This window comes from Arsenophonus endosymbiont of Bemisia tabaci Q2, assembly GCF_902713415.1.
In the GTDB taxonomy this organism is placed as follows: Bacteria; Pseudomonadota; Gammaproteobacteria; order Enterobacterales; family Enterobacteriaceae; genus Arsenophonus.
Genome location: NZ_CACTIE010000049.1, coordinates 1 through 874 on the forward strand (window position 1 = coordinate 1; position 874 = coordinate 874).

At 32.0% G+C, this 874-nt stretch carries 2 protein-coding genes; one reads left to right on the forward strand and one right to left on the reverse strand.

Annotated elements, in window-relative coordinates; genetic code table 11:
• The first annotated feature begins 64 nt into the window (after nt 1–64).
• The gene (locus ARSQ2_RS03010) at nt 65–250 is read left to right on the forward strand and encodes a hypothetical protein (RefSeq protein WP_181994308.1); all 186 of its coding nucleotides are present in this window, start codon (nt 65–67) and stop codon (nt 248–250) included.
• Here ARSQ2_RS03010 and ARSQ2_RS03015 read toward each other — a convergent pair.
• Nucleotides 235–874: AhpA/YtjB family protein (locus ARSQ2_RS03015; protein WP_238334281.1), on the reverse strand; the 640-nt coding region annotated here is incomplete at its 5' end. The genes ARSQ2_RS03010 and ARSQ2_RS03015 overlap by 16 nt on opposite strands.

The window sequence follows — 874 nt, forward strand, 5'->3', positions numbered from 1 at the left end:
GTCATCATCGATGCGGGGCATATGGTGGAATATTGGCCTACCTATTCGCGAGATCTTAATCCAATTGAACATAAATGGGCACAAGCTAAATGCAAAAAAGAGCGCTCGGATGCGAAACAGATATTTTGTTCGCACTCAATATGGTGTAATCAAAATTAAGTCGCTTAGCTATAAATCATTAAATTTAAATCACGCAAGAAAGCAGATTTTAGTCTGCTTTCTTTTTAGCAATTTTTATTTCTTTTGCTGATTGTTTGCCGAGCGACTATTGCTTATTGATAAAAAAGGTAACTTTGGCCAGTGTATTGAAATTAATTTAGATAAAATATTAACCAGAACAAAACCGATAGTGAGTGCTAAAAGTAACATAATCCTTAATAAATTAGCCATATTATCTATTTGTTTAGATCCTATACTAAATTGATGAGCATCAATGGTTAAACGTAAAAAGCCTTTTGGTTTTTTGGTATCGAAGATTGGAACAACCAATTGATAGTTAACATAGCTGTTGGATAGAGGGTGATTAAGGGATAACCGCTCTCGTAAAGCAACTTTTTCACCTGCATGCTGAATTTTAGTTCCATCATTAAGATAAACACTTGCATCGAGAATATGTTCATTAATAGTTAATTGATTAAGAATGGCCAGGAGCTGTTTATTATTAAAACTCTTACCATCACTTTGTATATAATTGGAAATGAGTAATAAGAAGCAAATTAAAATGATAACAGTTTTATGTAATCGAAACTTTAATTTCGTTTTAATGATAATCGGCTCTTTTAAACTTAGTTCATTATCATATTGCCAGAGGTTAAGATGATAGTATAGTTTGAAAAACCGTTTTTTGTTGGCTAATTGTCGTGATTGGATAACA